The sequence below is a fragment of the Lacisediminihabitans sp. genome (genome assembly GCF_036569425.1).
GTDB lineage: Bacteria > Actinomycetota > Actinomycetes > Actinomycetales > Microbacteriaceae > Lacisediminihabitans.
In genome coordinates this window covers 15142-39594 of record NZ_DATCQQ010000040.1, presented here as the reverse complement: position 1 = coordinate 39594, position 24453 = coordinate 15142, and the positions used below count along the sequence as shown (strand labels likewise).

General features: G+C 68.3%; 21 protein-coding genes. 10 read left to right on the top strand and 11 right to left on the bottom strand.

The features are described 5' to 3' along the window. Positions 1–212: 212 nt before the first annotated feature. Positions 213–491: a hypothetical protein gene (locus VIM54_RS07670; RefSeq protein ID WP_331900253.1), complete on the bottom strand. Its 279-nt coding sequence runs from the start codon at positions 489–491 to the stop codon at positions 213–215. 89 nt (positions 492–580) lie between these two features. On the opposite strand from VIM54_RS07670, the gene VIM54_RS07665 reads away from it, so the two are divergent. Beyond that, complete coding sequence (locus VIM54_RS07665) at positions 581–1537, top strand: cation diffusion facilitator family transporter (RefSeq protein WP_331900251.1); 957 nt, start codon at positions 581–583, stop codon at positions 1535–1537. A gap of 61 nt (positions 1538–1598) precedes the next feature. Here VIM54_RS07665 and VIM54_RS07660 read toward each other — a convergent pair whose 3' ends face one another. The 4 genes from VIM54_RS07660 to VIM54_RS07645 form a co-directional block, all read right to left on the bottom strand. Further along, positions 1599–2435 carry a carbohydrate ABC transporter permease gene (locus VIM54_RS07660; protein WP_331900249.1) on the bottom strand — a complete coding sequence of 279 codons (837 nt, stop codon included), beginning with the start codon at positions 2433–2435 and terminating at the stop codon, positions 1599–1601. Beyond that, positions 2432–3427, bottom strand: coding sequence for a sugar ABC transporter permease (locus VIM54_RS07655; protein WP_331900247.1), 996 nt, complete (start codon positions 3425–3427; stop codon positions 2432–2434). Before VIM54_RS07655 ends, VIM54_RS07660 begins: the two co-directional genes overlap by 4 nt. A 31-nt stretch (positions 3428–3458) precedes the next feature. Continuing rightward, positions 3459–4760, bottom strand: coding sequence for a sugar ABC transporter substrate-binding protein (locus tag VIM54_RS07650; RefSeq protein ID WP_331900246.1), 1302 nt, complete (start codon positions 4758–4760; stop codon positions 3459–3461). 77 nt (positions 4761–4837) lie between these two features. Then, the gene (locus VIM54_RS07645) at positions 4838–6067 is read right to left on the bottom strand and encodes an aminotransferase class V-fold PLP-dependent enzyme (RefSeq protein WP_331900244.1); all 1230 of its coding nucleotides are present in this window, start codon (positions 6065–6067) and stop codon (positions 4838–4840) included. 190 nt (positions 6068–6257) lie between these two features. On the opposite strand from VIM54_RS07645, the gene VIM54_RS07640 reads away from it, so the two are divergent. Then, positions 6258–6971 (top strand): FadR/GntR family transcriptional regulator, encoded by a 714-nt coding sequence (locus VIM54_RS07640; RefSeq protein WP_331900243.1) that lies wholly within the window; start codon positions 6258–6260, stop codon positions 6969–6971. On the opposite strand, the gene VIM54_RS07635 is transcribed toward VIM54_RS07640, so the two are convergent. Beyond that, a complete protein-coding gene (locus VIM54_RS07635; protein ID WP_331900241.1) occupies positions 6968–7582 on the bottom strand; it encodes a TetR/AcrR family transcriptional regulator in 615 nt (204 codons plus the stop codon). The genes VIM54_RS07640 and VIM54_RS07635 overlap by 4 nt on opposite strands. Positions 7583–7648: 66 nt before the next feature. Here VIM54_RS07635 and VIM54_RS07630 point away from each other — a divergent pair, with 66 nt between their 5' ends. From VIM54_RS07630 to VIM54_RS07600, 7 genes are all read left to right on the top strand, one after another. Continuing rightward, positions 7649–9283: an ABC transporter substrate-binding protein gene (locus VIM54_RS07630; RefSeq protein WP_331900240.1), complete on the top strand. Its 1635-nt coding sequence runs from the start codon at positions 7649–7651 to the stop codon at positions 9281–9283. Further along, the gene (locus VIM54_RS07625; protein WP_414673196.1) at positions 9268–10290 is read left to right on the top strand and encodes an ABC transporter permease; all 1023 of its coding nucleotides are present in this window, start codon (positions 9268–9270) and stop codon (positions 10288–10290) included. The genes VIM54_RS07630 and VIM54_RS07625 overlap by 16 nt, the downstream gene beginning before the upstream one ends. Further along, the gene (locus tag VIM54_RS07620) at positions 10287–11084 is read left to right on the top strand and encodes an ABC transporter permease (RefSeq protein ID WP_331900238.1); all 798 of its coding nucleotides are present in this window, start codon (positions 10287–10289) and stop codon (positions 11082–11084) included. Before VIM54_RS07625 ends, VIM54_RS07620 begins: the two co-directional genes overlap by 4 nt. Beyond that, a complete protein-coding gene (locus tag VIM54_RS07615) occupies positions 11081–12646 on the top strand; it encodes an ABC transporter ATP-binding protein (RefSeq protein WP_331900236.1) in 1566 nt (521 codons plus the stop codon). The genes VIM54_RS07620 and VIM54_RS07615 overlap by 4 nt, the downstream gene beginning before the upstream one ends. Positions 12647–12817: 171 nt before the next feature. Beyond that, positions 12818–14134 carry an HNH endonuclease signature motif containing protein gene (locus tag VIM54_RS07610; protein ID WP_331900234.1) on the top strand — a complete coding sequence of 439 codons (1317 nt, stop codon included), beginning with the start codon at positions 12818–12820 and terminating at the stop codon, positions 14132–14134. Between the two features lie 252 nt (positions 14135–14386). Further along, on the top strand, positions 14387–16999 hold the full coding sequence (gene valS, locus VIM54_RS07605; RefSeq protein WP_331900232.1) for a valine--tRNA ligase: 2613 nt from the start codon (positions 14387–14389) through the stop codon (positions 16997–16999). Positions 17000–17036: 37 nt separating this feature from the next. Continuing rightward, entirely contained in the window at positions 17037–17285 is a 249-nt protein-coding gene (locus VIM54_RS07600; RefSeq protein ID WP_331900231.1) for a hypothetical protein, read from the top strand. 424 nt (positions 17286–17709) lie between these two features. Here VIM54_RS07600 and VIM54_RS07595 read toward each other — a convergent pair whose 3' ends face one another. Both VIM54_RS07595 and VIM54_RS07590 read right to left on the bottom strand, forming a co-directional pair. Further along, positions 17710–18006: a hypothetical protein gene (locus VIM54_RS07595; protein WP_331900229.1), complete on the bottom strand. Its 297-nt coding sequence runs from the start codon at positions 18004–18006 to the stop codon at positions 17710–17712. An 87-nt stretch (positions 18007–18093) separates the two neighbouring features. After that, the gene (locus VIM54_RS07590; RefSeq protein WP_331900227.1) at positions 18094–18771 is read right to left on the bottom strand and encodes a helix-turn-helix domain-containing protein; all 678 of its coding nucleotides are present in this window, start codon (positions 18769–18771) and stop codon (positions 18094–18096) included. Positions 18772–18898: 127 nt separating this feature from the next. Here VIM54_RS07590 and VIM54_RS07585 point away from each other — a divergent pair, with 127 nt between their 5' ends. Continuing rightward, positions 18899–20950: a M3 family metallopeptidase gene (locus VIM54_RS07585; protein ID WP_331900225.1), complete on the top strand. Its 2052-nt coding sequence runs from the start codon at positions 18899–18901 to the stop codon at positions 20948–20950. 105 nt (positions 20951–21055) lie between these two features. Here VIM54_RS07585 and VIM54_RS07580 read toward each other — a convergent pair whose 3' ends face one another. The 3 genes from VIM54_RS07580 to clpX all read right to left on the bottom strand — a co-directional run bounded on the left by VIM54_RS07580 (position 21056) and on the right by clpX (position 24407). Continuing rightward, the gene (locus VIM54_RS07580; protein WP_331900302.1) at positions 21056–22213 is read right to left on the bottom strand and encodes a benzoate/H(+) symporter BenE family transporter; all 1158 of its coding nucleotides are present in this window, start codon (positions 22211–22213) and stop codon (positions 21056–21058) included. Positions 22214–22332: 119 nt separating this feature from the next. Continuing rightward, positions 22333–23049, bottom strand: a complete 717-nt coding sequence (locus VIM54_RS07575) for a DUF5666 domain-containing protein (RefSeq protein ID WP_331900223.1) — start codon at positions 23047–23049, stop codon at positions 22333–22335. An 80-nt stretch (positions 23050–23129) separates the two neighbouring features. Beyond that, on the bottom strand, positions 23130–24407 hold the full coding sequence (clpX, locus tag VIM54_RS07570; protein ID WP_331900222.1) for an ATP-dependent Clp protease ATP-binding subunit ClpX: 1278 nt from the start codon (positions 24405–24407) through the stop codon (positions 23130–23132). Positions 24408–24453: the final 46 nt, after the last annotated feature.

The following is a 24453-nucleotide window of genomic DNA, read 5'->3' as shown; positions in this document are numbered from 1 at the left end:
TCCAGGTCATTGCTGTCTGGACGAGGACGCCGGGCGCACTCTCGGGTGCGGCTGACGCGGTACCACCTCGCTTGCCGGATCACTCCGACCGCTCGTTGCGGCTGTGACGGGCCTGCCCGCTCGGCTCTACTTGCCGCCCGCCCCGTGAGGGGTGTTCGCCGTTCTTCCGAGGACTCCCCGGTGATGGCCGGATCGTAGTCTGTGGGTCAATCCTAGCGGTTCAAGCGTCGACGGCTCACGAGGAACGCGATGATGCCGAGCGCGAGCAGGAGCCCGCCGATGTACGGCGTCGCCCCGGCCGAGAAGCCGGTGAAGGCGAGACGGATCGGGTCGACCGCCGCGCTGAAGCTCGCGGAGTCGTCGTTGTTCGCGAGGTCGAAGTCGGCGAGGGTGTTCGCCGCGAGCGCGACCACGAGGCCGCTCGAGCCGGCCCCGGTCGCCTGGGCGGCAATCACGAGAGTCGCGGTGTCGCCGAGCGCGAGCGTGGGCACCAATGAAGGGGACACCCGATGTACCCCGATAGACCGGAGAACGGATGGCCCGCCGGGGTCCGCGCCGCGCGACCTGCCAGACTGAGGCGATGACCGAGGCCGAACCGCCCACCGTCGCCGGCGGCTCCCTCACCGTGCTGATCGCGCTCGGCTCCAACCTTCTGGTCGCGATCGCCAAGACGGTGGCGTCCGTCATCACCGGCTCCGCCTCCATGGTCGCCGAGACGGCGCACTCGTGGGCGGACTTCGGCAACGAGATCTTCCTCCTCATCGCCGACCGGCGCTCGACGAAGGCGCGCGACGAGCCGCACCCGCTCGGCTACGGCCGGGAGGCATACGTCTGGTCGATGATCGCGGCCTTCGGCATCTTCACCGCGGGGTCCATCGTCTCGATCAGCCACGGAATCCAGCAGCTGATCGCGCCGGAAGACGCCACCAACTTCGGCATCGCCTACCTCGTGCTCACCGTCTCGTTCCTGCTCGAGAGCTTCTCGTTCGCGCAGGCCTTCCGTCAGGCCAGGCGTGGCGGCATCGACCGCGGAACGAGCGCCGGGGTCTATGCCCTCACCAGCTCGAATGCCACGCTGCGCGCGGTGTTCGCCGAGGATGCCGCGGCACTCGTCGGCCTGCTGATCGCCTTCCTCGGCATCCTGCTGCACCAGCTGACCGCCCTCGCGGTGTTCGACTCGATCGGTTCGATCCTGGTCGGCGTGCTTCTCGGCGGAGTGGCCGTCGTGCTCATCGACCGCAACCGCAGGTTCCTCGTCGGCGAGATGCCGGATGCCCGGCTGCGCAACGAGGTGCTGCGCCGGCTTCTCGACCAGCCGGAAATCGACCGGGTCACCTACCTGCACCTGGAGTTCGTCGGACCGGGAAGGGTCTTCCTGGTCGCCTCGGTCGACATCGTCGGTGACGACACGGAGACCCACGTCGCATACTCGCTTCGCCGGATCGAAGAGACGCTCACCAGGAGCGAGCACATCCAGGAGGCCCTGCTCTCGCTCTCGACGCCGGATGAGGCGTCCCTGGACCCCGACCGTCCCTAGACCTGCCGCAGGGGCCCGGTGCTTCCGGCCCGTGGCCGGTGCCCGGCGCGGCCGGTTCGATTCAGCCCTTCACCGCCCCGGCGGTCAGGCCCTGCACGATGTATCGGCTGGCGAATGCGAAAAGGACCATCGTCGGCACGATGGTGAGAACGGCTGCCGCCGACATCGATCCCCAATCGATGTTGTAGCTGCTGATGAAACCGTTGAGAGCCGTGGGGATGGTCTTCTTGCCGTCGCTGTTGATGAGGGTCACGGACAGGAACAGTTCGTTCCAGCAGTTCACGAAATTGAAGATGAATGCCGCGACGATCCCGGGCTTCATCACCGGTACGAGAACTCGGAAGAGGGCACCGACCCGGGAGCAGCCATCGATCATCGCGGCCTCCTCCAGGGCGTCCGGCACGTTCGCGAAGAATCCCCGCAACATCACGGTGCAGAAGGGGATGCATACCGCGATGTAGATCAGCGTCAGGCCGACCCTGTTGTCCACCAGCCCGAGGCTCGTGAACATGAGGTAGAGCGGTCCGAGTGCGATGAAAGACGGGATCATCTGCGTCACCAGGAATCCCATGAGCAGGGCGCCCTTGCTGCGGAACTCGAAGCGTGCGAGCACATAGGCAGACATCAACGAGATGAGGGTGGCGACGAGCGCGGCCGTGATCGAGACCACGAGGCTGTTGGCGACGTAGACGCCGAACTGCGACTTGCTGAACAGGCCGGCGTAGTTCTCGAGCGAGAAGACCTTCGGCCAGTAGGTGAGGGGGTAGCTGAAGACCGAACCGGGCGACTTGAACGAGGTGACCGCGATCCAATACAGCGGAAAGAGGGTGATGACCAGCCACAGCGCGAGGAACGCGATCCGGACGGCCTTAGCGAGGGGAGTCTCCCTGGTGATCATGAGAGGTCGCCCTTCTTTTCGCGGCTGGCGGTGAGGAAGAAGATCGAGAAGAGCACGAGCAACCCGACGACGATGAGGCCGAGCGCGGAGGCCTGACCGTAGTCCCCTCGCTGCGTCGTGGCGATCATCCAGGTGGTCACGATGTGGGTCTGGTTGGCTGGACCTCCGCCGGTCATGCCGTAGATGATGTCTGGAAAGTTGAAGATCCAGATCACCCGCAGCAGCACGGTGAGCGAGAGCGTGATGCGGATGTACGGCACGATGACCTGGAACAGGGTGCGCGCCTTGCCTGCCCCATCCAGCGCCGCCGCCTCCAGTATCTCGTCGGGAACCGACTGCAACGCCGCGAGGATGATGATGGCGAAGAAGGTCACGCCGTACCAGACGTTCGCGATGATCACCGCGACCATCGCCGTCTTCGGGTCGGCAAGCCACGGAATGGGGCTGTGGATGATGCCGGCCTTGCTCAGCAGGTCGTTGATCACCCCGAACTCGCTGTTGAACATCCAGCGGAAGAGGATTCCGATGAGGAATCCGGAAATAGCCCACGGAAAGAAGATGAGCGCCTGGTACAGCCCGCGAAACGGGAACTTGCGCCGCAACCACAGCGCGATCGCGAAACCGATGACGAACTGCGGCACGATTGACGCGACGACCCACACCACCGTGTTGCCGAGCACGGTGTAAAAGGTGGGGTCGGCGAAGATCGTCTGGAAGTTCTTGAAGCCCACGAACGCGGTGTCGGTGAGGTTGTTGAGGTTCCAGTTGCGGAACGCCATCTGGCTGCCAGACACCATCGGGTAGTAGATGAAGACGGCCACGAAAAGAACGGCCGGCGCCATGAAGGCCACCATCGTCGCACCACGGCGCACCGTGAACGCCCGCCGTCGACGGATCGACCGCGGCTCGGCGGCGCCGACCGCCGCGGCGGGGCCGGGGGCACCCGTCGCGGCCGACGGATGCCCCTTCGTCGCGTTGTCGAGCTTCGTCATGGTCGACGACCGTTTCGCATCAGCGACGGATTCATTTCGTCTTCCACTTGTCGGTCCAGTAGGTGTCCCAGCTCGCGAGCAGTTCCTTCTGGGTCATCTGCCCGATGAGCACCTTCTGCACCTCGGAATCCGACTTCTGAATCCACTCGGTCCACCAGGCGGAGTCGCGCGGCTGAACGACGGACACGTACTTGTCCGGGTGCTCGGTCATCGTGAGGTAGCTCGCCCAGGCGCCGGTCTTGTAGAACGGGCTGTCGGCCGCGCTCTTCAGGATGGGGACCAGGCTGTTCTTCTGACTGAAGGTGGTGGACGCCTTGCCTTCGGAGAGGAACTCGATGAGTTTCGCCGCCTCGGCCTTGTGGGTGCTCTTGGCCGCCGTGCCCCAGCCGGCCGTTGCCATCGGCTGCACGGCGATGCCCGACGGGCCGGCGAGCAGCGGCGCGGTGCTCCACTGGGCCGGGGTGATCGCGTCGGACTCGCCGACGGTGGCGATCACTTCGGGGTCCTGCAGCAGGAAGGCCGTTGAACCGCTCGAGAAGCCCTGCACCATCTCGGGGTAGCCCCAGGCCACCGATGACGGCGGCGAGGCCTTGCTGAACAGCGTGAAGTAGGTCTTCAACGCGTCCGCGGCCTCCGGGGCCGAGAAGATCGTCTTGCCGTTGGTGAGCTTGAAGGCGTTGTCGTGATCCAGGTTCTTGGCCACGTAGGCCTCGATCGCGACCACGACGTTCGAGTTGGCATTCGTGCCGCCGCGGAAGGCGTAGCCGAACTGGTTCTTGGCGGGATTCTGCAGGGCCGTCGCCTGGTGGAGCAGCTCGCTCCACGAGGCCGGAGGTCCGTCGAAGCCCGCCGCCTTCACGAGGTCCGTGCGGTAGAAGAGGCTGAGACCGTAGAAGCCGTATGGCACGTAGTAGGTCTTGCCCTTGGCATTCTTCGCGTACTTGGCGGCGTTCTCGGTGAGGTCGCCCCAGCCCTTCCAGCCCGTGAGCTGGCCGCTCATGTCGGAGAGCCAGCCGTTGGTCGAGAACGGCCCGACGGTGATGTCGCGAACCTCCACGACATCCACCCCGCTTCCCGACTGAAGCATCTGCTGGATCTTCTGGTCTGCCTGGTCGGTTGGCGGGGAGATGAGATCGACACTGATCTTCGGGTTCGCCTTCTCGAAGTCGGCGATGAGCACCTTGAGCACCTTGGTTCTGACCGGGTTGGTGAGGCTCTCCACCATCTGCAGGGTCACCTTTCCCCCGCTCTCGGCCGGCGCGGAGCATCCGGAGAGCAGGAGGGCGGCCACGAGGCCGATCCCCACGAGCGACAGCACTTGTTTCTTCTTCACTGTTTCCTCTTTTCCTTTGGGTGGAGTTTCTTGGGTGGAGTTTCTTGGGTGGAGCGTTGGTCGGGACCCGGAACCGGTCATTCGCCCTGTGCGGCCTCCGCCAGGGCGGCGAGGACGGGCACGCAGCGGTCGGCGAACTCCTCGAAGTCCGCTGCGGTGTTGTAGACGTGGGCGGAGAGGCGGAAGTATCCGATTCCGGCGAAGCTCGTGAATGCCGCCTCGATGCCGAGTTCTGCCGCGACCCGGTCTCGCAGGGCGTCCGCCTCCGGATGCGATGTTCCGAGCCCGGTCGGCAGCCGCACGAGTCGCAGCGCGTTCACCGGTGCCCCGACATCCACGCGGTGGTCTTCTCCCGTGAGGCTCGTGAAGGCGGCGGCGATCGTGGCCTCGGCATAGTCGGCCAGGGCCGTCAGGTAGCGGCGCGCGGCATCCCATCCCCAGGTCGAATCGATGAAGTCGAGCGCTGTCGGAGCGGACAGATAGGCGGTCGCGTCGATCGTGCCCTGGGTGTCGAAACGCTCCGGGAAGTGCTGCGGCGCGCCCCACGAATCGATGAGCGGATACAGCTCGTCGCGCAACGGCCCGCGGGCGATGAGCGCCGCGGTGCCGCGTGGTGCGCACCCGAACTTGTGGAGATTGCCGACCCAGAAGTCGCAGTCGAGGCCGACGAGAGGATCGGCGACGAGACCGGGAACGTGCGCGGCATCCACCAGCGTGGCGATGCCCCGCTCCCTGGCAACCGCGGCCACGGTGTCCGCCGGCAGGAAACGAGCCGTGGCAGACGTGATCTGGTCCACGACGATGAGGCCGGTCTTGTCGCCGAGTTCGGCGACGATCGCATCATGCGCCTCCGCTGTCGTGGCGCCGAGCGGCACCCTTGCCGTTCTCACGGTGCCGCCCCACCGACGGGCGAGCCGCTCGGCACCCATGGTCACCGCACCGTACCCGTGGTCGGTCACCACGATCTCCAGTCCGGGCGTCACCGGCAGGCTCGAGTAGACGACGCTGGCGCCCGCGCTCGCGTTCGGCACCAGGGCGAGGTCGCCGGCATCCGCTCGGAGGAAGGCGGCGATGGCGTCGCGCGTTGACGCGACCTTCGCGGGAAGCGCCGGAAACCAGAGCACCGGGGCGGCATCCATCTCGGACCTCAGCCGGCTCTGCTCCTGCTGTGCCACGAGAGGCACGGCACCGAACGAGCCGTGGTTCACGTGCAGGATGTCGGGCGAAAGCGTCCAGGCGGTGCGGGCGAGGCTGCCATCGCCGAGTCGCAGCGGGGAGGGCGCGATCGCGGTCATCGTTTCGGTCATCCCGGTGGTATTCCGTCCTGTCGTGGTGCGTCGTTGCACTCACCCTAGTAAGTCATCATATGACTTTGGTGAATTTGATGTTTCAGTTGTGTAAAATCGACCGAATAACGACAAGTGATCAAACCTCTTGAGCGGACGCGCGAGTTCGGTCGGGCCGCTACTCTGGGGCTACGCGAGAGAAAGGCGAGTCATGTCGGCAGTCGACGACGCGTTCCACGGGCTGCGCCAGATGATCGCCTCCGGGCGTCTCGTCGCCGGGCAGAAGTTTCCAGCCGAGGCCGAGCTCTGCGAGGAGCTCGGGGTCTCCCGGGGCTCGCTGCGTGAGGCGGTACGGATGCTCGCCGCCCTCGGAGTGATCGAGTCTCGCCACGGGTCCGGCACCTACGTCTCCGCGTTGCGAGCCGCCGATCTCGTCGGGGTACTCGCGCTCACGGTCGACCTGCTCCCGCTGTCCGGCCTCCTCGACATGTATGAGCTGCGGCGGGTGCTCGAGACTCACGCCGCGGTGCAGGCGGCCGCCCGCATCACCCCGGAAACGGCGCTCGAGCTGCAACGGCTCATCGACGAGATGGAGGCCACCGACGACCCGGCAACGGCATCCGCCCTCGACGCCGAGTTCCACCAGACCATCGCGCAGACCGGGGGCAACCCGACGCTTGTGGCCCTCCTCAATGTGTTCCGGTCACGGTCACGCGCCTACCAGGTGTTCACCCTCCCGCAGGGCCCGGAGTTGAAAGACATCAGCGACCGCGGGCACCGGGCGATCGCGAGCGCCATCATCGCCCACGACCCGACCGCCGCATCCACGGCCGCCGCGGCCCACGTCGCCCTGACGGAATCGTGGTTGCGGCAATTCCAGCTCGAGCTTGAGCCTTTGCCACAACTCCCGGGCGACGCGGGTTAGGTCGGATCCGGCAGCGCGAGCTCGAGCCCGGAGGAGACGATCTCGAAGGCCGAGGAAACATAGTCGGCGAGGGGGCCGCGACCGATGCCGTCCCGCGCCCACACCGTCCAGGCCGCCGAGAGGGCGCCGGAGATCGCGCTCGCTGCGCTGAGCACGAGCAGGTCGCCTGCCGGCCGCGAGAGCTGCCGCGCCAGGAATGAGGCAATCACGTCCGAGCGCCGGGCGAGGCGCACGAGGCCGGATGACCGGGTTTCCGCCCTGGTCCCCATCACGTCGTCCTGGGTGAGGGCGAGCGGCACGCGGTCGACCTCGATATCGGCGACCACCCGCAGCGCGGCATCCCGCACCGCGGCGAGCGCCGGAACGCCGGGCGGCACGTTGCTGAGCTCCTCGGCGAGGCGGTCGATCCCCGCGTCGAGTTCCACCCAGAGCAGGTCGCTCTTCGCGCCGAAATAGTTGAAGAAGGTGTTGCGGCTGACGCCGGCGCGCTGGGCGATCTGCTCGATGGTGGTGAGAGCGTAGGTGTTCTCCAGGAACAGCTCGGCCGCGGCATCCTCAAGCGCCAGGCGCGACGTCGTGCGCGGGCGCCCGACCGAGTTGCGAGAATCCATGTCCACCTCCGGGCGGTGCAATAATGTACTCAGTCCAATAATAGCCGTTCAGCAGAGAGCCCGTCCGTGAAACGCTTCGTCGCCCCCCTCATCGCCATCGTCTCCGTCGCTCTCCTCGTGGCCGGCTGCAGCACCACCTCCACCCCCTCGTCCGACGGCAAGCCCGTCGCCGGCGGCACCCTCGTCTATGCGACCGGGGACGCCGAGCCCACCTGCCTCGACCCGCACGTGGGCGGCAACTACCCTCAGGCGCTCGTGGCCACCCAGTACCTCGAGTCCCTCGTCTCCAAGAACACGGCCGGGGACATCATCCCGTGGCTCGCCACCAAGTGGAGCGAGTCCGCCGACGGCCTGAGCTGGGATTTCGCGCTGCGCACGAACGTGAGGTTCACCGACGGCACCCCGTTCGAGTCGGATGCCGTGGCCGCGAACGTCGCCCACCTGCAGGACCCGGCGACCGCGTCATCCACCGGGTACCTCGCGCTGCAGAAGGTGACGGGAGTCACCGCCGTCGACGCGCACACCGCGCGCATCACCCTGAGCAGCCCGGACAGCGCGCTGCTCGACTCCCTCTCCCAGCCTTGGCTCGCGATCGAATCCCCCACCGCGCTGAAGCGCAGCCAGGCGGCCAACTGCGAGTCCCCGGTGGGCACCGGCCCGTTCGTCGTGACGAAGTGGACACACCAGCAGTCGATCTCGCTCGTGCGCAACGAGGGCTACACCTCCCCGCCCGCTGACGCCGCCCACACCGGCAAGGCCTACCTCAAGGCGATCGACTGGCGCTTCCTGCCCGACTCCGCCTCGCGCTATGCGGCCCTCACGGCCGGAACCGTCGACGCGATCGACAACGTGCAGCCGGACACCCTCGTCGCCGCGAAGAAGAGCAAGGACATCGTCGCCCTCGACGCGCCGCGCCCCGGCGCCTCCAATCGCATCGAACTGAATTCGAGCATCGCGCCGTTCGATGACGCGAGGGTGCGTGAGGCGTTCATCCGCTCGGCCAACGTCAACGACGCCGTCACGAGCCTGTTCTTCGGAACCGCCAAGCGGTCCTACTCCGCGCTCTCGAGCGTCGAGAAGTTCGGCGTCTCAGAGCCGAAGCTGTTCGGCTACGACCAGAAGGCGGCGGCCACACTCCTCGACGCGGCCGGCTGGGGCACGAAGAACGCCGACGGGTACCGCACGAAGAACGGCAAGGTGCTTGAACTCGACTTCCCGGTGAGCACCAACCAGTCGATCCCGGCCGAGCAGTCGCTCTTCGAACAGCTGCAGGCCACCAGCAAGCAGGCCGGCTTCAAGGTGAACCTCCACCCGCTCGACCTCTCCAGCTGGTACGGCGCCCTCGGCAAGAACCAGTACAACCTGGTGAGTGCCCCGTACACGAAGGTCGGACCGGATGTGCTGCGCATCCTCTTCGACAGCGCCGGCACCAACCCAGCGCCGAGCGGCTACTTCGCCAACCACTCCCAGGTGAAGGATCCCGCCCTCGACGCGCTGCTGGAGAAGGCGGCGCAGGCCTCGGACAAGACCGAGCGCGCGAGCCTCTATCGGAAGGCGCAGGAGATCGTGCTGAGCGGCTACTACATCCTTCCGCTCTACGATCAGCAGAACCACTTCCTCCAGCGCTCCCTCGTGAACGGGCTGCGCGCCATGCCGACGGTGTCCACGCCGACGATGTACGACGCGTGGCTCTCCCGGTAGCCGCAGCACCCGCGGTACGGCGCGGCCCCCTCCCGTGGCTGCTCGTGCGGCTCGGGGGCGTCGTCTTCGTGCTCTGGGCCGTCGCCACGGTCACCTTCTTCGCCATCCGGCTGATCCCCGGGGACCCGGCCGAGGCGGTGCTCGGCGGCCCGGGCTCCCAGGCCAGCGCCGCCGCCCTCGCCCAGGTGCGCGCCGACTACGGGCTCGACCTGCCGCTTCCGTTGCAATACCTGCACTACCTCGGTCGACTGGCCGCCGGGGACCTCGGCCGGTCGTACTCGCTGCGCGAGCCGGTCACCACGGTGATCGGGCAGAATCTCGGCGGGACGCTGCTGCTCGCGCTGCTCTCACTGCTCACCGCGGCCATCATCGCCCTCGCCCTCGCCGCCTGGTCGACCAAGGGCGGCCGCTGGGCATCGGCGGTGACGTGGGTGCTCGAGGTCGTGTCGGCGGCGGTGCCGCACTTTTGGCTCGCGATCTCGCTCATCCTGCTCTTGTCCACCACGCTCGGCTGGCTGCCCCCGGTGAGCGTCCCGGGCCCCGCGGGCCTCGCGCTTCCCGTGCTCACCCTCGCCATCCCGCTGGCCGGATTCCTCGGCCAGGTGATGCGCGAGTCCCTCCTCGACGCGCTCGCCTCGCCGTTCGTGCTCGCGGCCCGTGCCCGTGGCGAGAGCGAGGCCGGCGTGTTCTGGCGGCACGCGCTCAGGCACGCGGCGATCCCGGCGATCGGCCTCGTCGGCTGGGCGTTCGGCGCCCTGATCAGCGGAGCGGTCGTCGTCGAAACGATCTTCGCGCGGCCCGGGATCGGGCGAAGCCTCCTCTCGGCCGTGCAGCTGCGCGACGTGCCGCTGGTGATCGGGGTGGTGCTCGTCGTGGCGCTCGGCTACATGCTCGTCACGACCCTCACGGATCTCGCCGACCGCATTGTCGACCCGCGCCTCGTCGACCCGCGCCTCGCCCGCCCGGCGGCCGCGCGTCGGGTCACCGAGCGCCAGGGGCGGGCATGAGGAGGCCCGCCGTCATCGTCGCCGCCGCGGTGCTCGCCTTCCTGGTCTTCGCCGCCCTGTTTCCCGGCGTCATCGCGCCCGGCGATCCGCTCGCCATCCACCCCCTCGACAGCTTCCGGGCGCCCTCATTCGCTCACCCGTTCGGAACAGACGAATCCGGCCGGGACATTTTCACGCGCATCATCCACGGCACTGGCGCGTCGCTCACGATCGGGCTGTCGGCGACCGCGATCGGCGTGGGGCTGGCCCTCATCCTCGGGCTGCTCTCCGGGCTCGGGCCGCGCTGGCTCGACTTCGGCACGACCCGGTTTCTCGAGGTGCTGTTCGCGTTTCCCGGCCTGCTGCTCGCGCTGCTCTTCATCGTGATCTACGGTCCGGGCGTGGTCACCTCCACGATCGCCGTCGGGCTTGCGACCGCGCCTGGGTATGCGCGCATCATCCGAAGCCAGGTTCGGGTGGTGCGGCGAGCGCCCTACCTCGAGGCGGCACTCGTGCTCGGCCGGAGCCCGGCCCATCGCCTGGTGCGACACCTCCTGCCGAACGTGGCCGGATCCCTCTTCGTGCTCGTGACGCTCGGCATCGGGCAGTCGATCGTCTGGGCGTCGTCGCTCAGCTACCTCGGCCTCGGCGCCGTGCCGCCCGCCGCCGAGTGGGGCGCGATGTTGTCGGCCGGCCGCACCTACCTCGGCTCCTTTTGGTGGATGACCTTCTTCCCCGGCCTCTTCATCGTGCTTGCCGCGGTCGGCACCACCCTGCTCGGGCGCGGAATCCAGCAGCGGACACGGCTCGGATGACCGCCCTCGTTTCCGTGCGCGATCTCGCCGTGTCGTTCGGCGGCACGACCGTCGTCTCCGGGGTCGACTTCGACATCGAGGCCGGGCAGTGCGTCGCCGTCGTGGGCGAATCCGGCTCGGGCAAGAGCGTGACCGCCCGCGCGCTGCTGGGCCTCACCGGCGGGTCGGTAAGCGCGGCGGAGATGCGCTTCGACGGCACAGACCTCCGCGCGGCCTCCCCCACGCGGCTCCGCCGGCTGCGCGGACGGGAGATCGGATTCGTGTCGCAGGGCGCGCTCGTGGCGCTCGACCCGCTCCGGCCCGTCGGGCGGGAGATCGAGGACTCGCTGCGAATCCACACCGCGCTCGGCGCCGCCCAGCGCCGGGAACGCGCCATCGAGCTGCTCGCCGAGGCGGGCGTTCCGCAGGCGGCGGAGCGAGCGGCCCAGCGACCCGACGAGCTCTCCGGCGGGCTTCGCCAGCGTGCGCTGATCGCCTCCGCGATCGCGCTCCGGCCGCGCCTGCTCATCGCGGACGAGCCGACCACGGCGCTCGACACGACGGTGCAGGCCGGCATCCTCGACCTGCTCGAGAGCCTCCGCGACGCGGGGACGGCGATCCTCCTGATCAGCCACGACCTCGCCGTCGTGAGCCGGCTCGCCTCCCACCTCGTTGTCATGGCCGAGGGGCGAGTGGTGGAGAGCGGACCGGCCGAGCGGGTTCTCGCCGAGCCGCGGCATCCGTACACCCGCCGGCTGATCGCGGCGGTGCCGACGGATCGCCCGCGCTTTCACCGGCTCACGGCCGCGCCACAGGTCGCCCAGCCACCCGTGGACCACGACGTGGTGCTCTGCGCCACCGGACTCCGGCGCGAGTTCGGCTCGCGAGTGGCGGTCGACGGGGTGGGGTTCGTCCTCGAGCGCGGAAAGACGCTCGGGATCGTCGGCGAGTCGGGATCGGGCAAGACCACCGTCGCCCGCCTCGTGCTCGCCCTCGACCGACCGGATGCCGGCGAGGTTCGCCTGCCCGGCCGGCCGTGGAGCACCCTGACCGAGTCGCAGCGGCGTGGGCATCGGCCCGGCATCGGCGCGATCTACCAGGACGCCCTCAGCTCGTTCGACCCGCGGCTCACCGTCGGCCAGATCCTCGCGGACGCGCTGAGCGACGGGCGGTCGCGACGCGCAACGCGCGAGGTCGTCGAGCTGATGGCGTCGGTCGGCCTCCCGGCGTCACTCGCCTCCCGCCGCCCGCGGCTGCTCTCGGGCGGCCAGCAGCAGCGGGTGGCGATCGCGCGGGCGATCGCGCCGAAGCCGCACATCCTCGTCTGCGACGAACCGGTGTCGAGCCTCGACGTGTCTGTACAGGCCCAGGTTCTCGACCTGCTCGACGATCTCCAGCGCTCGCTCGGCCTGAGCTACCTCTTCATCACCCACGACCTCGGTGTGGTGCGCCATATGAGCGACGACCTGCTCGTGATGCAGCACGGCCGGGTGCTCGAGGCCGGGCCCACCGAGTCCGTGTTCTCCCGTCCGCAGCACGACTACACGCGCGCGCTCCTCGACTCGGCTCCGCGCATCGGGTGAGGGTGGCGGGGTGGACCCGCCGGGGGTGTCCGGTTCCTGGCCCCACTGGTCGGCGCTCGTCGTGGGCCCTGCCCGCGGCCTCTTCTCCCCGGCTCGCCCTGTGGAAAGAAGTTCTCCACAGATCCGTGCCGCACTATTCGAATATATGTTCGAATGTGGGAGAATTCTGGCATGGAAAACCTCATGTCGGCCTTCGCGGATTCGGCCGCGGCCCTCTCCGCGCTGAACCCGGATTCCGAGGCCCTCGCCGGTCTCGACGACGACGGCGTGCTCGGCGCAATGGCGCTGGTCGTCGCCCACCGACGACACCTCGACATCTACGCGACGGCGATCGCCGGCGAACTGGCAGTCCGCTCGCGCCGCGAACTCGGCCAGTCCGGTCTTGCCCAACGCCAGGGATTCGTCAACCCCGAGGCGCTCCTGCAGTCCGTCTCCCAGGTGTCGCGTGCGGAGGCGACGAAGCTCGTGCGGATCGGGGTGATCATGGCCGGCGCGTCCCCTGGCGCCGACGAGGGCGGGGATCGGGGCTCTGGGAACTGGCCCCCTGAGGGCGACGCGCCCTGGCAGTCCGCGATCGTCGCCGCCATCGCGCGGGGAGCCGTGTCGACGGATGCCGCGGAGGCGATCCGCCGCGGTCTCGGCGACGCGGATGCCGCTGTCACCCCGGCGGCGCTGGGCGCTGCCTTCGAGGAATTGCTCGGCCAGGCCGGCAGCGTCACCGTGGACCAACTCCTCCGGCGCGCCAGGCAACTCCGCGACGGGCTGGATGCCGACGGCGTGGCACGGCGGCAGAAGCAACAGCGGGATGACCGCTGCGTGAAGCGGTGGATCCGCGACGACGGCATGTACGCGGTGTGGGCCGTGCTCGATCCGGAGGATGGGCGCGCTGTGTTCGCCGCGTTCGACCACCTCCTCAGCCCGCGGCGAGGAGGGCCGAGATTCGTCGACCCGGTCGAGCGCGCCCGAGCGGAGGCGATCCTCGAGGACCCGCGCACCGATGTCCAACTCGCGGCCGACGCGCTCGTGGCCATGGTGCGCCTCGCCGTCGACGCCGACCCCGGCACGCTCTTCGGAAGGCACCGACCCGCCGTTCGAGTGCTCGTGACGGACGGAACCATGAGGGCGCAGGCAGGACGCGGACACCTGGAAGGCGGGACCGATCCGGTGGCCTACGAAACCATCTCCCGGTACATCTGCGACAACGGACTCATCGGCGTCGAGTTCGACGACGACGGCCAGTGCGTGAATGTCGGCCGGGACAACCGCCTCTTCACCGAGAGGCAACGCGTGGGACTCGCGGCCAGGGACGGCGGATGCCGCTTCCCCGGCTGCGATCGACCGCCGTCCTGGTGCGAGGCCCATCACATCCGGCACTGGCATCGGGATCACGGCAAGACAGACATTGCCGACGGCATACTCCTGTGCCGTTTCCACCACATGCTCGTCCACAACAACCACTGGCAGATCCTGCGCGACCGGGGTAGCTAATGGCTGAAGCCCCCGGCCACCGAGGATCCCGCCCAGCGACTTCGGCCGATGCCCGGCAAGAGCCTGGCCCTCGAGCAGCTGCGCGAGGAACGGATCGTGGTCTGAGCGACCGGCAGCCGACCGGCGAGCGCGCGAGCGGCAGATCGCGCGGCGGGCCGCGGTTCGGCCGCCGGTTGTAGAATCGGACACGATCCCCCCATTCAGGCACCTCTTCACTGACTCGGTGCCGCACATACAGAACCGGAGCGCCCCGTGGCCGACATCTCTGCCTCGCCCATTCCCGACAAGCCGGCCCTCGAGGGGCTCGAGGCTAAGTGGGATCGCCACTGGCAGCAGGAGCAGACCTACCGGTTCGACCGGGAGACGGCCACTCGCGGCAATGTGTTCAGCATCGACACTCCCCCGCCGACCGCGTCCGGCAGCCTGCACATCGGCCACGTGTTCAGCTACACCCACATGGACCTCGTTGCCCGGTTCGAGCGCATGCGCGGCAAGAGCATCTTCTACCCGATGGGCTGGGACGACAACGGACTGCCCACCGAGCGCCGGGTGCAGAACTACTACGGCGTGCGCTGCGACCCGTCGCTGCCCTACGACCCCGACTTCGTCCCGCCGCTCGAGGGCGGCGCAGCGGCCGACGGATCCGGCTCGACCGGCAAGGCCGCCGACCAGCTGCCGCTCTCCCGCCGCAACTTCATCGAGCTGTGCGAACGACTCACCGTCGAAGACGAGAAGCAGTTCGAAGACGTGTGGCGCACGCTCGGCCTCAGCGTGGACTACTCGCTCAGCTACCGCACCATCGGCGACGAGGCCCAGACCGCCGCCCAGCGCGCCTTCCTGCGCAACCTCGCCCGCGGCGAGGCGTACCAGGCGGATGCGCCCACCCTCTGGGATGTCACGTTCCGCACGGCGGTGGCGCAGGCCGAGCTCGAGGACAAGGAGCAGCCGGCGGCCTACCACCGCCTCGCATTCCACGGAGCCGACGGGGACATCCACATCGAGACCACGCGACCGGAGCTGCTGCCGGCGTGCGTGGCCCTCGTCGCCCACCCAGACGACGAGCGCTACCAGCATCTCTTCGGCACCACGGTGACGACTCCGCTCTTCGGCGTCGAGGTGCCGGTGCTCGCCCACCACCTCGCCCAGAAGGACAAGGGATCGGGAATCGCCATGATCTGCACCTTTGGCGATATCACCGACGTCGTCTGGTGGCGCGAACTCGACCTGCCCAACCGCACGATCATCGGGCGCGACGGCCGGATCATCGCGGAAGCCCCCGACGTGATCGTGAGCGACGACGCGAAGGCGGCCTACGCCGAACTGGCCGGCAAGACCGTGTTCAGCGCGAAGGCCAGGGTGGTCGAGTTGCTCACCGCCAGCGGCGAACTCATCGGCGAGCCCAAGAGGATCGTGCACTCGGTGAAGTTCTTCGAGAAGGGCGACAAGCCCCTCGAGATCGTGTCCACCCGCCAGTGGTACATCCGCAACGGCGCTCGCGACGAGACTCTGCGCGCCAAGCTGCTCGAACGCGGCCGCGAGATCAACTTCGCGCCCGACTTCATGCGCGTGCGCTACGAGAACTGGGTCAACGGCCTCACCGGCGACTGGCTCATTTCCCGCCAGCGCTTCTTCGGTGTGCCGATCCCGGTCTGGTATGAGCTCGATGCCGATGGCGAGAAGGGCGCGGTCATCGTGCCGAGCGAGAGTGCGCTGCCGGTCGACCCCGCATCCGCCCCGGCCCCCGGCTACGACGAAACCCAGCGCGGGATGCCCGGCGGCTTCGTCGGCGAAGTCGACATCATGGACACCTGGGCCACGTCGTCCCTCACCCCGCAGATCGCCGGCGGATGGGAGCGGGATCCCGAGCTCTTCGACCTCGTCTTCCCGTACTCGCTGCGCTCACAGGGCCAGGACATCATTCGCACCTGGCTGTTCTCCACGATCCTGCGCGCCGAACTCGAGAACGGTTCGCTGCCCTGGAAGAACGCCGGCATCTCCGGCTTCATCGTCGACCCCGACCGCAAGAAGATGTCCAAGTCGAAGGGCAACGTCGTGACCCCGGCGGCCATGCTCGACGAGCACGGCTCGGATGCGGTGCGCTATTGGGCAGCCTCCAGCCGGCTGGGCACCGACGCGGCCTTCGATCCGCAGAACCCGAAGCAGATCAAGATCGGCCGCCGACTGGCCATCAAGGTGCTCAACGCGGCCAAGTTCGTGTACTCGTTCCCCGTGCCGGAGGCGCTGATCGCGTCAGGCGGGGCCGACGAGGCCGTCGCCGCGAACCTGATCACCAATCCCCTGGACATCGATGTTCTCGCCGAGCTCGCCACCGTCGTGGAGATCGCGACGAACTGCTTCGAAGACTTCGACCACGCCCGGGCGCTCGAGGTGACCGAGCGGTTCTTCTGGACCTTCTGCGACGACTACCTCGAACTCGTGAAGGAACGGGCATACGGATCGGCCACGGCATCCGAGCAGGCCTCCGCGGTGGCAACCCTGCGAACGGGCCTCGATGTGCTCCTGAGGCTGCTCGCGCCGTTCATCCCGTTCGCCACGGAGGAGGTCTGGTCGTGGACCCACGACGGCTCCGTTCACCGCGCGGCCTGGCCGACCGCACCCACCCAGGCTCACGCCACCGGGCTCCTGGGTGCCGTGGGCCAGGCGCTCATCGGCATCCGCCGGGCCAAGACCGACGCGAAGGCGTCCCAGCGCACCGAGGTGACCTCGGCGACGATCACCGGTCCGGTGCTGCTGCAACAGGCGGTCAACGACCTGGCCGCCGTCGGACGCATCGCCAGCCTCACCTTCGCGATCGGCGACGACATTGCCGTGACCGACGTGGTGCTCGCCGAGCAGCCGGCCTGACAACCCCCACCACCGCAGAGAGACCGGAGGCCAACCGATGCAGCTAGGCACACGATGGGCGGTCGGCGCCGACACGCCGCCGCGCCTCCCCGAACCGGTCGTCGCGGCGATCCGCTCGATCGAGGCCGACCTGGCCGGCCTCGACACCAGCGGCTGGCGCTGGACCCTCACCTGGCTGGAAGGCCGGCCGGTAGCGGAGCTCGACGACGGCACGATCGTGCGTGTCAGCGCCGACGGCACGGTCGTCGTCACCGATCCCTCGGAGGACGGCACAGACGCGAGCTGAGCTTCCGCCAGCAGTCCAGCCGCACGGTCGCCGGCTGACCAGCAGCCGCACGGTCGCCAGCCGCACGGGCGAGCCGACCAGCCGCCAGCTGCCAACCGCCAGCTGGCAGCTGGCAGCTGCCGCAGTATCAGCACCCGCGCTGAAGTCCGGCTCTGAAATTCGCTCGGCCAAGGCCGGCGCCCCAGAACCCCGATGAGCCGGACGGGTGTCCTGGGGATCGTGCACAGGAGGAGGCGCTAGGACGCCGAGTGCAGGTCCGTGGAGCTCATCGGGGTGGTACTGGGGCAGGATGCCGGCGGCGCCGACACGAGAGGTCCCCCTCGAGACGAGGGACGGGTTCCGATTGACGACCGCTCGTGGCGAGTGCGTCAGCGGACCGGGTACGAAGCCGATTCGGGATAGTACGGCGAGCGAAGAATTCAGCTCAGGATACCCGCATCGCCATGGATAGAGTACGGAGCAGCCGCACTTCGGCGTCACAAACCGTCGCAAATGCCCGAGCGTGTTCTTCACGTGTCATCAGGCCGCGATCGGCGCGCTTTCGAGCCCACCTCAGCATGGCGACACCGAGCACGATTACCGCGCGATCGAGGCCGCGAGGACGCGGGCGGCGCGCTGTCACCCCGGCGGTATTCACCCCGGCGGCGTTCACCCCGTCGGCGTTCACCCCGTCGGCGTTCACCCTGTCGGTTCTGCCGCGAAGGGCGAGTGTTGCTGTCATTGTCTTTTCACCTCTTCCTGGATCTCAATTTACGGTCGGCCACTGTCATTCCGGTGGCCGAATGGTTAACGGCGTGAGGCCGGACGATCATGGGTTTTCGCGAGGTTTCTGACGTGACTCGGCGTCATCCGGCGTCTCTTCCCCGTCGACGACGGGAAAGGCGTCGAAGTGGATCTGCACCGGCCTCGCGCCCGGCGCCTCCTGGCCCTTGTACTTCTCGATGTATTCGCCGTAGAGAGCGATCCAGGCGTCCACGAGTTCGCGCATCTGCTCCCTCGTGAGCCGGGTGTTCATGGTGCTCACTGTGCTGAGGTCGAGCCACTCCTCCGGCAGAAGGTCCGGGCCTCGCTCGAGGAAGTCGTCGAGAACCCGGGCGCGGCTCCGCTTCCATTCCCGCATGACGAGGTCCGTCGCGGCTCGGCCCACTGGGGTCGCGGTCGTCTCCTTCATCTCCCTCGACGACAGGTGGATCCCGACGGGGGTTCGCTCCCACCAGCGTTCGCGACCGGTGCCCTTGCCGCGCACCTCGCGCACGAAGCCGTGCTTCTCCAGCTGCCGCAGGTGGTAACTGGTAGCGCCGCTCGACTCGCCCAGCCGTTCGGCGAGGCCGCTCGCGGTGAACGAGCCGTAGGTCGAGAGCGTGTCGACGATGTGCACCCGCAGCGGATGCGCGAGCGCCTTGAGGGACTCGAGGTCGAGAGTGCGCCCCGCGAACGCCTTGTGGGCGTCGTCTTCTGGCGGCTCGGTATTCGGGTTCTCATCCATGGCGCAAAGATAGCATTGCAAAGATATCTTTGCAACAGTGTCTTTGCAGAGTTCTATTTGCAGAGAGTCCTTTGCAACTCCCGTGCGCTGTCGTCTCCGCGCCGGCATTCGGCCTAGGCTAGCCCGCATGGTTGAACAGAATCTCGCGCAGAACCCCTTCTTCGCGCCCAGCACCCTCCCCTACGGGCTGCCACCTTTCGCCGCCATTCGGGACGAGCACTACCGGCCGGCCTTCGAGAAAGGCATCGAGGAACACCTCGCCGAGATCTCGAACATCACCCGCCGCCGGGACATGCCCACCTTCGAGAACACGATGATCCCTCTCGAGAAGTCCGGGCAGACTCTCGAGCGCGTCGCCACCGTGTTCTTCAACAAGAGCTCGGCCGACAGCTCCGACTTCACGAACGAGCTCGAGGAGCAGATGGCCCCCATCCTCGCCGCGCACTCCGACGCGATCAGGCTCGACTCCGCGCTGTACCGGCGCATCAAGACCCTGCACGAGCAGCTCGATCAGCTCGACCTCGACGCGGAATCCCGCTACCTCGTCGAGCGCTATTACACCGAATTCACCCTTGCCGGGGCCGCCCTGGACGATGACCAGAAGGCCGCCCTGCGCGACTACAACCAGAAGCTCTCCACCCTCACCACGCGGTTCGAGAAGAACCTGCTCGCCGACACCAACGATCTCGCGGTGGTGATCGACGACGTCGCCGAGCTCGACGGGTTGGGCGCTGGCGAAATCTCCGCCGCGGGCGAGGCGGCCAGGGAGCGAGGTCTGGACGGCAAGTACCTCGTGACCCTGGTGCTGCCGACGGGGCATCCGTACCTCGACTCGCTCACCAACCGCGACGTGCGCAAGCGGATCATGGCTGCGTCCCGCTCGCGCGGCAGTCGAGGCGGCGACAACGACAATCGCGAACTCGTGCTGGAGATCACTCGCCTGCGCGCCGAACGGGCGCGCCTCCTCGGTTTCGAGAACCACGCGGCGTACGTCACGGCGGATGAGACGGCCAGGACGCCGGCGGCCGTCGCCTCGATGCTCGGTCGTCTCGCTCCCATCGCCGCCCGCAACGCCCGCGCAGAACTGGCCGACCTGCAGGCCCAGATCGGCGACGAGTTCGCCCTCGAGTCCTGGGACTGGGCGTACTACACCGAGAAGGTGCGCCAGGCGAAATACGACGTCGATACGGCGGCGATGCGTCCGTACTTCGAGGCCGAGCGGGTGTTGCGCGACGGGGTGTTCTTCGCTGCCACGCGCGTCTACGGGGTGACCTTCACCGAGCGCCCGGACCTCGTCGCCTACCACCCGGACGCGCGCGTGTTCGAGGTGAAGAACGACGACGGCTCCCCCGTGGGTCTCTATGTGCTCGACCTCTACACGAGGGACTCCAAGCGGGGAGGCGCGTGGATGAACTCCCTCGTCTCGCAGAACGACCTGCTCGATCATCCGGTCGTCGTCACGAACAATCTCAACGTGCCGAAACCGGCCCAAGGATCGCCCACCCTGCTCAGCTACGACGAGGTGAACACGTTCTTCCACGAGTTCGGGCACGCGCTGCACGGCCTGTTCGCCCGGGTCGCCTACCCCAAGTTCTCCGGCACGAACGTGTACCGCGACTTCGTCGAATTCCCGAGCCAGGTGAACGAGATGTGGATGCTGTGGCCGGAGATCCTGACTAACTACGCCGTGCACTTCGAGACCGGCGAACCCATGCCACAGGCATTCGTGGACAAGATCCGGGCATCCTCGGCGTTCAATGAGGGCTTCAAGACGAGCGAATACCTCGCGGCCGCCCTGCTCGACCAGGCCTGGCACCGCATCACGGCGGACGACACCGTCGCCGACGTTGCCGAGTTCGAGGCGGAGGCGCTCGCGGCGGTGGGCCTCGACAACCCGGCCGTGCCGACCCGATACTCGAGCGCCTACTTCGCGCACACGTTCTCCGGCGGGTACGACGCCGGGTACTACTCGTACATCTGGAGCGAGGTGCTCGACGCGGACACCGTCGACTGGTTCACCGAGAACGGCGGGCTCACCCGCGCGAACGGCGACCGCTTTCGTTCGCTGCTTCTCGGGGTCGGCGGGTCGAAGGATCCGCTGGAGGCGTACCGCGAGTTCCGCGGACGCGATGCCGTCATCGAGCCGCTGCTCAAGCGCCGGGGCCTGCTGGAGAGCTGAGGCTGAGGCAGCTGGGGCGAGACGACCGCGCCCGGATTCGGTGGCCGCGCAGGTGCTGGCGCGAGCGCGGGGTCACCGGTCGGGCGCGCCGTCGGGCGGGTGCGGTCACCTGTCGGGTGCGGTGTCGGTCGGGCGCTCGGCGCGGCGCCGCCAGCCCAACCAGAGCATGACGACCGCCCCCACGACGAGGCCCCAGAACGCGGAGCCGATGCCCGCCACCGTGATTCCGGACGCCGTCACGAGGAACGCGACGATCGCCGCGAGCCGGCTCGCTTCATCCTCAACCGCGGCCGTCACGGCGCCCACGAGGGCACCGAGCAGGGCCAGGCCGGCCACCGCCTGGATGAGCACGGGCGGTGATGCGGCGACGAACGCGGTGGCGACGCCCGCGAGCACCCCCAGCACGATGTAGGTCGCGCCGGCCGACACCGGCGCGATCCAGCGGCTGTCCCGGTCGGCCGCCGCCTCGGGCCCCGCTGTGAGGGCCTGCGTGAGAGCGGCGAGGTTGATCGGGATGCCGCCGAAGAGCGCCCCGGCACCGGAGAGCAACCCGGAGCCGATGAGCGCGGCACGCACCGGCGGACGGTAGCCGAAGTTGTGCAGGATGGCGGCGCCCGGGATGTTCTGGCCGGCCATCGTCACGATGAAGAGCGGGATGGCGAGGCTCACCACCACGAGCGGGTCGAAGACGGGTGCCACAAAGTCGAGTCTGGGCAGAAGCGATGCGCCGCGCAGCCAGCCGGAGTCGACGGTGACCGCGAGCAGGATGCCGGCGAGCACGATCGCCGCCGGCACCGCCCACCGCGGCGCGAGACGGTACAGCAGCAGCCAGACGAGAATCACGGGTATCGCCAGCAGCGGGATCTGCACGGCGGCCTTGACTGGAGCGAGGCAGAGCGGGAACAGGATGCCGGCGAGCATGGCGTTCGAGATCGGCCGCGGGATGCGGCCGATAAGCCTCTCGAGTGCCGGCCACAGGCCGACGAGCACGATGAGGGCGGCCGCGACGATGAACGCGGCGACGGCCTCGGCGAATCGCCCGGTCACCCCGGCCGTGGCCACGAGGAGAGCCGCCCCCGGCGTGCTCCAGGCGAATTTGAGCGGCACGCGATAGGCCGCGCTCAGCACGACGGAGAGCACCCCCTGCGCCACGCAGATCACGAGGAGGCCGGAGGCGGACTGCGAGCGGGTTGCTCCCACCGCGGCAAGGCCGGCGAGCACGATCGCGAACGAGCTGGAGAAACCGGTGATGGCCGCGACGATTCCCGCGGTGATCGGCTGGATGATGGCTATCGGACTTTCTCGAGACTGCCGGGGATTCCCTCAGCCTAGGGCCGCCCCCGCCGCTGCCACGCGGTCCAATCCGCAAGCGGTGGACCCGGCTAGCTGGTGGTTCCTGGCGACGTGACTCCTCCCGGTGGCGTGGCTCCTCCCGGCGGCGTGGCTCCTGGCGACCCGGTACCTGGCGACGTGCGTGGGCCAGTCCGGCGCTCCACGACCCTCGCGGCGGTGATCCTTCCGGCCGAGCGGTCGCCGACCACCACGACGGCGCTCCCCACCGCGAAGTCGGCGGCTGCGGCCGGCACCTTCGCCGTGCCGAATCGGGTGCCGCTGGTGATCGTCACGACGAGTGACTTGCCCGCTGCACTCAGCACCGTCCAGGTGGAGCCGTCGATCGCCGTAATCCGCCCGCGTACGGCCGCTCGCGTCGCGTCGGCGCCGACTCCGCCCGGCGCGAGCCCGGCGCCGGTGTCGGAGACCGGTGCCGCGGCCACAGCCGCGGGAGCGCCGCTCGAGACGCCCGCGCTCACCGCCCAGGCGGTCGCGCCGGACAGCAGGATCACCCCGATCACCGCGCCGACGATCCCCGCGGCACGCCGGTGCTCGCGGAAGACCCGCGGAATGCTGCGGAACGCCTCGGCCGGGGTGCGCTCCCACGGCAACGCGGGGCCGACGGAGTGGTCAGCCGCCACGGGGAGGTAGGGGTACTCGACGGTGTCGTCGAGGGAGGTGTCGTCGAAGGAGGTGTCGTCGAAGGAGGTGTCGTCGAGAGTTGGCTCGTCGAGCCGGGCATCGTGCCGTCGGGCGTTCGTGGTCATGCGACGACACAATCAGCCGCAGGTTTGCGCCCGCGCAGGATCGTGTTCGAGGAACGTAAGCGTGCCCGAGCTCCGCGGAGCTAGGCCGACTTCTCCTGGCGGATCGCCTTGTGAGGCACGATCGTCGGGGCGGCGTTCTCGAGCACGGCGGCGCGGGTCACGATCACCTGCGCGATGTCGTCGCTCGACGGCACTTCGAACATGATCGGGCCGAGCACTTCCTCCATGATCGACCGCAGGCCGCGGGCGCCGGTCTGGCGCAGGACGGCCAGGTCGGCGATGGCCTCGAGGGCGTCCTGTTCGAAGTCGAGCACCACGCCATCCAGTTCGAACATGCGCTGGTACTGGCGCACGAGGGCGTTCTTCGGCTTGGTGAGGATCTCCATGAGCGCGACCTGGTCGAGCGGCGTCACCGTGGTGACGACGGGCAGGCGGCCGATGAACTCGGGGATGAGACCGAACTTGTGCAGGTCTTCCGGCAGCACCTCGCCGAAGAGGTTGACGTCGTCGCCCTTGCTGTGCAGCGGGGCGCCGAAGCCGATGCCCTTTTTGCCCGCACGCTGGGAGATGATCTCCTCGAGCCCGGCGAAGGCGCCGGCCACGATGAAGAGCACGTTGGTCGTGTCGACCTGGATGAACTCCTGGTGCGGATGCTTGCGGCCGCCCTGCGGGGGAACGGAGGCGATCGTGCCCTCAAGAATCTTGAGCAGCGCCTGCTGCACGCCCTCGCCAGACACGTCGCGGGTGATCGACGGGTTCTCGGCCTTGCGGGCGATCTTGTCGATCTCATCGATGTAGATGATGCCGGTCTCGGCGCGCTTCACGTCGTAGTCGGCGGCCTGGATGAGCTTGAGCAGGATGTTCTCGACATCCTCCCCCACGTACCCGGCCTCGGTGAGGGCCGTGGCATCCGCGACCGCGAACGGCACATTGAGGCGTTTGGCGAGGGTCTGCGCGAGGTAGGTCTTGCCGCACCCGGTGGGACCGATGAGCAGGATGTTGGACTTGGCGATCTCGACGTCGTCGATGAGCGCGTCGGCCGAGGTGAGGGTGCTTCGCGAACGGATGCGCTTGTAGTGGTTGTAGACGGCGACCGAGAGGGCCTTCTTCGCGGCCTCCTGGCCGATCACGTACTCCTCGAGGAAGCTGTAGATCTCGCGCGGCTTGGGAAGCTCGAACTCGCTCGCGGTCTCCTCGCCGGCCTCGGCCAGGCGTTCCTCGATGATCTCGTTGCACAGTTCGACGCACTCGTCGCAGATGTACACGCCCGGACCGGCAATGAGCTGCTGCACTTGCTTCTGGCTCTTGCCACAGAAGGAACACTTGAGCAGATCGGCGCTCTCGCCTATTCGTGCCATGCTCGGCCTCCTTCAGGTCTTGGCCCCAGTGCCACTGCTCTTGCGG

Bases quoted from the DNA above. Each gene is read 5' to 3' on its own strand.
- VIM54_RS07665 (WP_331900251.1), top strand. From the start codon at position 581: ATGACCGAGGCCGAACCGCCCACCGTCGCCGGCGGCTCCCTCACCGTG.
- VIM54_RS07660 (WP_331900249.1), bottom strand. From the start codon at position 2,435: ATGATCACCAGGGAGACTCCCCTCGCTAAGGCCGTCCGGATCGCGTTC.
- VIM54_RS07655 (WP_331900247.1), bottom strand. From the start codon at position 3,427: ATGACGAAGCTCGACAACGCGACGAAGGGGCATCCGTCGGCCGCGACG.
- VIM54_RS07645 (WP_331900244.1), bottom strand. From the start codon at position 6,067: ATGACCGAAACGATGACCGCGATCGCGCCCTCCCCGCTGCGACTCGGC.
- VIM54_RS07640 (WP_331900243.1), top strand. From the start codon at position 6,258: ATGTCGGCAGTCGACGACGCGTTCCACGGGCTGCGCCAGATGATCGCC.
- VIM54_RS07635 (WP_331900241.1), bottom strand. From the start codon at position 7,582: ATGGATTCTCGCAACTCGGTCGGGCGCCCGCGCACGACGTCGCGCCTG.
- VIM54_RS07620 (WP_331900238.1), top strand. From the start codon at position 10,287: ATGAGGAGGCCCGCCGTCATCGTCGCCGCCGCGGTGCTCGCCTTCCTG.
- VIM54_RS07615 (WP_331900236.1), top strand. From the start codon at position 11,081: ATGACCGCCCTCGTTTCCGTGCGCGATCTCGCCGTGTCGTTCGGCGGC.
- VIM54_RS07610 (WP_331900234.1), top strand. From the start codon at position 12,818: ATGGAAAACCTCATGTCGGCCTTCGCGGATTCGGCCGCGGCCCTCTCC.
- VIM54_RS07600 (WP_331900231.1), top strand. From the start codon at position 17,037: ATGCAGCTAGGCACACGATGGGCGGTCGGCGCCGACACGCCGCCGCGC.
- VIM54_RS07595 (WP_331900229.1), bottom strand. From the start codon at position 18,006: ATGACAGCAACACTCGCCCTTCGCGGCAGAACCGACAGGGTGAACGCC.
- VIM54_RS07590 (WP_331900227.1), bottom strand. From the start codon at position 18,771: ATGGATGAGAACCCGAATACCGAGCCGCCAGAAGACGACGCCCACAAG.
- VIM54_RS07585 (WP_331900225.1), top strand. From the start codon at position 18,899: ATGGTTGAACAGAATCTCGCGCAGAACCCCTTCTTCGCGCCCAGCACC.
- VIM54_RS07575 (WP_331900223.1), bottom strand. From the start codon at position 23,049: ATGACCACGAACGCCCGACGGCACGATGCCCGGCTCGACGAGCCAACT.
- clpX (WP_331900222.1), bottom strand. From the start codon at position 24,407: ATGGCACGAATAGGCGAGAGCGCCGATCTGCTCAAGTGTTCCTTCTGT.